The sequence below is a fragment of the Nocardia araoensis NBRC 100135 genome, from assembly GCF_000308435.1.
Classification (GTDB): domain Bacteria; phylum Actinomycetota; class Actinomycetes; order Mycobacteriales; family Mycobacteriaceae; genus Nocardia; species Nocardia araoensis.
Window position 1 is genome coordinate 1 of sequence record NZ_BAFR01000082.1, and the last position, 6464, is coordinate 6464.

Below are 6464 nucleotides of genomic sequence, written 5' to 3' on the forward strand. Positions count from 1 at the left end.
GGCGGAAACCGTGCTGCTGCGCAGGCGTTCGCAGGTGGCGGCGCTCGCGCTGGTGGAAGGTCATCCGGGTATCGTCGTCGCCCCGCACGGCAGGCTGCTGCTGGCGCTCACCGTCACGGTGCACGGCGACCGGGTGGCCGGATACCGGGTGATCGCCGACCCGTCTCGGCTACGCGGGCTCTCGATCGGCCTCTCGCCCCGATGATTTCGATCCGTCTCCGTCTCCGAGCACCGGCACCCGGCCCGTCGCGGCGCGCTCCGCGGCTCGACGCCGCCGGAATTCTCGCGGCGTCTCGCCGAACCGTGCCTTGAACGCCGCGGAGAACCATGCCGGGGTGAATCCGGCACGGATCGCCAGCTCACGGATGGGGTCCTCCCGAGCGGGATCCTCCAGCAGATCGCGCGCGGCGCGCAGCGCCTCCTCCCGGCGCACGTCGCGGTAGGTGGTGCCGGCCTGTTGCAGCACCGAGCGCAATTGCCGGGGCGACCAGCCCAGCGCGTGCGCCACGGCGGGCAGGCGCACGTCGTCCCGGCCCACGTTGGCTCGTACGTACTGCCGGATCTGCGCGACGACCTGAGCGTGATGACCACGCTGCGGGCGGGTTTCGCCGAGCGAGATCAGGCTCAGCAATTCGGCGATCCGGTCGCAGACGGCGTTGAACTCGTGATCGGAGAGGTTCGACTGTTCGGTGTGGGTGCTGCGGATCATGGCCTGGGTGATCCGGCCGAGTCCGGAGTTCAGGTCGATGGTCATGCCGCGCTCGGCGAGTGGTCCTCCGCGATGGTCGAGTTCGGCCCGGGGCAGTTGCATCGCGTAGGCGGACAAGAGCGGGATATGGATCTGGCACAGATCGTCGAGTGCGGTCACCGCGGCCTCGTTCGGCCGCGCCCGCGTCTCCTCCCCGCGATAGCGCACCGAGTACACGCCCCGTTCGGGGAGGACCACCCAGTAGAAGTCGTCGCACGGCCCGTGGCGGATGTTCGTCCGGGTGCGATAGGAAGTACTCGTCCCGCGCTGCTCCCAGCGCAACAACCGGTAGGCGGCCGATTCCTGCACCGTCATGCCCGAATACCACCGTTCGGGATCGCCGTACCGGTAGTCCATCGGAACGAAACTGTTGGCGATCGCGGTCCACGATTCGGCATCGTTGGCGGTCACGCCGTAGCACTTCATAGTGACAACCTATCGCCGCCGGATTCACCGGATATCGTATTGCGCGCCGGAACGATACGACTCCCCGCGATTTCGCGCCGCTGGGAAGTATCCGCCGTCGCGACCGGCTCGGCAGCCGAATCCATCGGCACGCACTCGCACGTTCAGCGCACGGGCACCCGGGCGAACCCCAGCGGCGGCGTGGGGGCGGGCCCGGTGCGCAATACGGGTCGGAAGTCGGGCAGCACCGGAAGGACGTCGACGTTCCGCGCGGCATAACAGCGCACGGCCGGTAGCGCACGGGCCACCTCCGCGCGCTCCACCGGCTCCTGGTCGATGAAGCCGATGGCGCCGAGGCCGAGACCGAGCGTGCGCGCGATTCGTTCGATCGCCGAAGACTTCGGGCCCCAACCGATCTCGACGGCCGAGAACATCTCGTAGACGCCGTGCCGGTACAGCTTGTCCAGCGTCCACTCGCGCTCGCCGCGGCTGGCCACGGCATGCCAGATCCCACGCTCGCTGAGCACACGCAAGGTGCGCAGCGCGGCGGGCCGCAACGCGCCGACGGTCGCGTCGCACACGGCACCGTCCCACAAGGTGTTGTCCAGTTCCCAGACAAGACATCTCAGAGCCGGTGTCATCGCCTGCCCCTATCGTTGCGTCATCACTGCCTTTCCGCCGTGGCGTGCGCGGCAGATGGGCACTGCACACCATCCATGACACGACACGTGCCGGACAAGACCCTGGTTGCATGGCCATGACCGGCGCGGGTGATCCTACCGGCATGTCGGCCACACCTCGCGGCAACGACCGAACCGGTTCCGCCCCGCCGAGGTCGGCCTGCGTGCGGCCACGAACTCGAAGTGCGACGCCCGGAGGCGAAATCAGGTCACACGTCCAACTGCTGTGACCGCTCACAACCCCCGTTCGACCCGTCTCACCGGCTTTCACAGAACCCGTCGATCGGGTCCGCGAAGAAGATCAACCGATTAGTGTGAATGCGCTGCACAGCAATCGTGGGCGGAAGGGAGTCGCCAATGTCCGTCGACAGTTCGGCCCGGCCGAGCCTGACTCTGTCGGGAAAGCCGATGTCGTCGCCACTGAAGGACGTTCGCGGGCTATCGCGTCAGATGGTCGGCCACTTCGTCGAGAACGTCATCCCGTGCGGAACCCTACCGGGTGACGCGATCGCCGGCGACGTCACCACCATCACCCGGGTCTGCCTGGAACTGGCGGTGAGCATGCTCGACGGAAAGGACCTGCCGGAGAAACTCCAGCGGCTCGGCGACGCCGCCGCGGGATGGGCGCGCGAGGGAGTGCCGATCGACACCATCCACCACTCGATCCACGAAGGCTTCAAAATGGGCCTGGATCTGGTGGTCTCCGACGCGACGATGAAGGACTACGACGACCTCGTCGACGGAGCCAAGATGGTCGTCGAGATGCTCGACATGATCAACTCGGCGGTCTCCATGGCCTACGTCCGCGAGCTGCGCGCGGTGGTCAGCGAGCACCACACCGCCGTGCACACGCTGACCTCCGCGCTGCTCGGCGGGCACAGCACCTCGACCATGGCGCGCGAATGCGGCATCGCCATCGCCTCCTCGTATGCCGTTCTGGCCGTGGCGATTCCGCCGCACCGCGAAGAACGCAACCCCATGGTGGACGGCAAGGTCGTCGCCCGCAGGAAACTGCGCCGGGTGCAGGCCGAGCTGGCCACGCGCTGCGGCGAGGCCGCGCTGTCCCTGCTGAGCGTGGACGGCGGCACGGTGCTCATCCCGTCCGGTCATCTGGACAACGAGCAGCTCGACGCCCTGGTCACCCAGCTGTCGCACGCCGCGCAGGTGGGCGTCACCGCCACCATGGTCGAGGCCACCCCCGAGAAGATCCCCACCGCCGCCGACCAGGCGCACGAACTGCTCGACATGGTGCAGCGACTGCAAGCGGTGGCCGGGCTCTACCGCTTCGACGAGCTGGCCCTGGAATACCAGCTGACCAGACCGGGGCCCGGCCGCGAGTACCTCGGCTCACTGCTGGATCCGCTGGACGCGCACCCGGAACTGCTGGAGACGCTGCAACGGCACATCGCCAACAACCTCAACCGGCAGCGCACGGCACGCGTGCTGCACGTGCACACCAACACCGTCGACTACCGGCTCAAGCGGATCGGACAGCTCACCGGATTCGACCCGTCCCAGCCGTCGGGCCTGTGGTATCTGCGCTCGGCACTGGTTGCCCGCACGTATCGCACGACCTGAGCGCTCGACGCGGTCCGTCGATTCGTCGCCGTCCGCAGGCGGGGCGAACCGCCCTGGGATCACTCGCCCCGCCACCCGTTCCCATGCGCGGGAACGACAAGGCGCTGGTCGTTGTGGTGGCACGCGTCGACGATTACCGTGAGCCACGAGTTACGAAGGCCGGTGGCGGCACAGCCCCGGTCGTCGCGACCAGAGGTACCCAGGAGGTTGCGATGACATGGGCGGGCGCGTCGGCGGGCGAGATCGCGGCGGGGGTGCGGAGCCGGACGGTGTCGCCGCTCGAGGTGGCCGACGAGCACCTGGCCCGCATCGCGGCATCGGACACGCAGATCAACGCTTTCCGGATCGTGCGCCACGAGCAGGTCCGCCGTGAAGCCCGCGCCCTTGCCACCCGCGGCGATCTCGCCGACCTGCCGCTCGCCGGAGTTCCGGTGGCGGTGAAGGACAATCTCGACCTCGCCGGGTGCGTGACCGGCCACGGGTCGCGCGCGGCACGGCAGACCGCCGCGGAGTCCGACAGCGAGCTGGTCCGCAGGTTGCGCGCCGCGGGTGCGCTGCTGATCGGCAAGACCAATGTGCCCGAGCTGTGCCAGTGGCCGGTGACCGAGAGCGCCGCGCACGGCATCACCCGCAATCCGTGGCGGCTCACGCACACTCCGGGCGGATCAACCGGTGGCGGCGCCGCGGCGGTCGCCGCCGGAATGGCCGCGCTCGCAGTGGGTTCCGACGGCGGCGGTTCGATTCGCATCCCGTCGTCCTGCTGCGGGCTCGTCGGCCTGAAGCCCGGTGACGGCGTGATCCCGCGTCCACCCGAACTCGGCTCCAACTGGCTCGGCATATCGACCTTCGGCCCGCTGGCCACCACGGTGTCCGACGCGGCCCTGCTTCTCGCTGTGCTGGCGGACGACGACCGCTACCTGGCACCGGCCGCACCCGAGCGGCCGTTGCGCATCGGCATGACCGCGCGGCCACCGGTTCTCGGAGTGTCGGTCGACCCACAGGTGCGTACGACGATGCTCGCGGCGGCCGAAGCGCTGCGCGAAGCCGGCCACACCGTCACCGAGGTGGCGCCGCCCTGGCGGCCGCAGGACGCGCTCGGCTTCCTCGCCCGCTACTGCGCCGGCGTCGCCGAAGACACCACCGACCTGAGCGCGGAACTGCTGGAACCGCTGACCCGCAAGGTCGCTCGGGCCGGACGGGTGATCGGCTGGGTGCACCGCGTGCCCGACGCACCCCCGCCGGGCCAGTCCGAACGATTCGCCGCCTGGTTCGCCGAGCACGATCTGCTCCTCACCCCCACCTTGGCGACCCCGCCGGTACCGGTGGGAACCTTCGCGGGGAAAGGATTTTCGCGGACCCTGCTCGACATGCCCCGCTTCATTCCGTTCACGCCGCCGTTCAACACGGTCCGCTACCCGGCGATATCCGTTCCCGCCGGGCAGTCCGAAACCGGACTGCCCATCGGTGTGCAGCTCGCCGCGGCGCCCGGCGGCGAAACCACGTTGCTGGCGGTCGCCGCGCAGCTGGAGCGGATCCGTCCGTGGCAGCGGCACGCTCCGCTCGGCGACGCTGCGATACCCTGACCGACCGCCACCGCCGAGCGGTTCGGGTCAGCGCCCTGTCTCCGCCGCCCCACGGCGTCCGGGTGCGCCCGTGAGAACGTGGCAGCCCGAGCCGGCTCGGACTGCCCGACCCCGAGCAGCGCCCGCTCGCCGTCGCGCGGGCATCTCCCCGTACATATGCCGTTAATGCCGTGTTTACGATGTTCCGGTGCTTGTGAACGACGTGCGAGGAGGCTCGACCCCACCGGGCGAGCAAGTGGGTATCGAAGAGCTCCGAGAGCGTCGGTTCCGGCCAGTGGTCGTGTGGTGCGGTGTCGGGGCCATCGTGCTCGCATTGATCGGCGGCGAACTCATGGCCGCGCACATCACGGCGCTGGGCCCGCTGACCAGCCTGTTGCGGGACTACGCAGGAACGCCGAAGTCGGCAACCACGCCGTGGGCCGGGTTCCTGCTGGCGTTGGTCGGGATCACGGCGCGCGCCCGCTCGGTCGCCCTCGCCGCGGCGATCGCCGTCGACCTGCTGTTCGTCGTGATCAGGGTGGCCGAGGGGCGTCCGTTCACCGTCGGCAACGGTCCGACCATCGTGCTCACCGCCCTGGCGGTGCTCGCGTTCGTGCGGTGGGACGAGCAGCGACGCCGCACGGCATTGCGCACCATCGCCTTCGGCGCCCTGCTGATCTGCGCGACGAAGATCAGTGAGATCTGGCTGGACATCACCGCGTGGGCCTGCCCCATGGTGCTCGATCCGTATGTGCAAGTCGCCGATCGGGCCCTCGGCAGCCCGTCCTGGCTGGTCGGGCACGCGCTCGAGGTGGCAGGACCGGTGGCCACGGGTGTGGTGCGCTGGGTGTACTTCGAGCTTCCGCTGGCGGCAGTGCTGGTCGCGGCCTGGCAATTACGGGGTGTGACGACCCGTGGGTGGCCACGGCATTACCTGGTGCGGACGTTCCTGACCCTCGGCCTCGTCGGGCCGATCTGGTACGTGGTCTTCCCGGTGGTGGGGCCGGTGCTCGCGTACGGACCGCAAGGACTGGGCTTCGAGATCGCCGACGTCTGGCCGGATGTCGTTCCGGCGGTGCCGTCCTCGATCGAGGCGCTGCGCTTCGACGGCATCACCCCGCGCAACTGCATGCCGTCGCTGCACACCGCCTGGGCGCTGTCGCTGTTCATCCACTCCCGGCGCGGCCCGCTGTGGTTGCGCTGGGGCGGGGCGTTCTGGCTGGTGTGCACGCTGGTCGCGACGCTCGGCCTCGGCGCGCACTACGGCGTCGACCTGGTCGTGGGCGCGGCGTTGTGCCTGACGGTGGAATCCGCGCTGCGCGACCCGGACCGGGGCTGGGATCACCAGCGCGTCCGGGTCGTGGCCATGGGTGTCGCCGTCTGCACCGGGGTACTGCTGTGCATTCGATTCTTCGCCGTGCCGATGGCGACGCACCCGCTGCCCTCCGGCGTCGTGATCCTCAGCGCGCTCGGTGCGCTGGCGATCATGTT

Annotated in this window: 5 protein-coding genes and 1 pseudogene; 4 read left to right on the forward strand and 2 right to left on the reverse strand. The window is 69.6% G+C overall.

The genetic code is table 11. The annotated features are described in order from the left end of the window. A pseudogene (locus ON21_RS10905) lies at positions 1-205 on the forward strand (RNA polymerase subunit sigma-70); the annotation flags it as partial. On the opposite strand, the gene ON21_RS35775 reads toward ON21_RS10905, so the two are convergent. Together ON21_RS35775 and ON21_RS10915 are read right to left on the reverse strand one after the other, a co-directional pair. Next, a complete protein-coding gene (locus ON21_RS35775) occupies positions 170-1159 on the reverse strand; it encodes a helix-turn-helix transcriptional regulator (protein ID WP_169332688.1) in 990 nt (329 codons plus the stop codon). The pseudogene ON21_RS10905 and the gene ON21_RS35775 overlap by 36 nt on opposite strands. Positions 1160-1317: 158 nt before the next feature. After that, positions 1318-1794, reverse strand: coding sequence for an HAD-IIIC family phosphatase (locus ON21_RS10915; protein WP_039797638.1), 477 nt, complete (start codon positions 1792-1794; stop codon positions 1318-1320). Positions 1795-2190: 396 nt separating this feature from the next. Between ON21_RS10915 and ON21_RS10920 the strand changes: the two genes are divergently transcribed. From ON21_RS10920 to ON21_RS10930, 3 genes are all read left to right on the forward strand, one after another. Further along, positions 2191-3411, forward strand: a complete 1221-nt coding sequence (locus ON21_RS10920) for a PucR family transcriptional regulator (protein WP_039797639.1) — start codon at positions 2191-2193, stop codon at positions 3409-3411. A 212-nt stretch (positions 3412-3623) separates the two neighbouring features. Beyond that, positions 3624-4994: an amidase gene (locus ON21_RS10925; protein WP_039797641.1), complete on the forward strand. Its 1371-nt coding sequence runs from the start codon at positions 3624-3626 to the stop codon at positions 4992-4994. Positions 4995-5181: 187 nt separating this feature from the next. Further along, positions 5182-6464 (forward strand): phosphatase PAP2 family protein (locus ON21_RS10930; protein ID WP_245562541.1); only part of this gene is annotated, 1283 nt, incomplete at its 3' end.

What these genes read in the sequence shown, in the direction of transcription:
- ON21_RS10920 (WP_039797639.1), top strand. Translation starts at nt 2,191, where the DNA reads ATGTCCGTCGACAGTTCGGCCCGGCCGAGCCTGACTCTGTCGGGAAAG.
- ON21_RS10925 (WP_039797641.1), top strand. Translation starts at nt 3,624, where the DNA reads ATGACATGGGCGGGCGCGTCGGCGGGCGAGATCGCGGCGGGGGTGCGG.
- ON21_RS10915 (WP_039797638.1), bottom strand. Translation starts at nt 1,794, where the DNA reads ATGACACCGGCTCTGAGATGTCTTGTCTGGGAACTGGACAACACCTTG.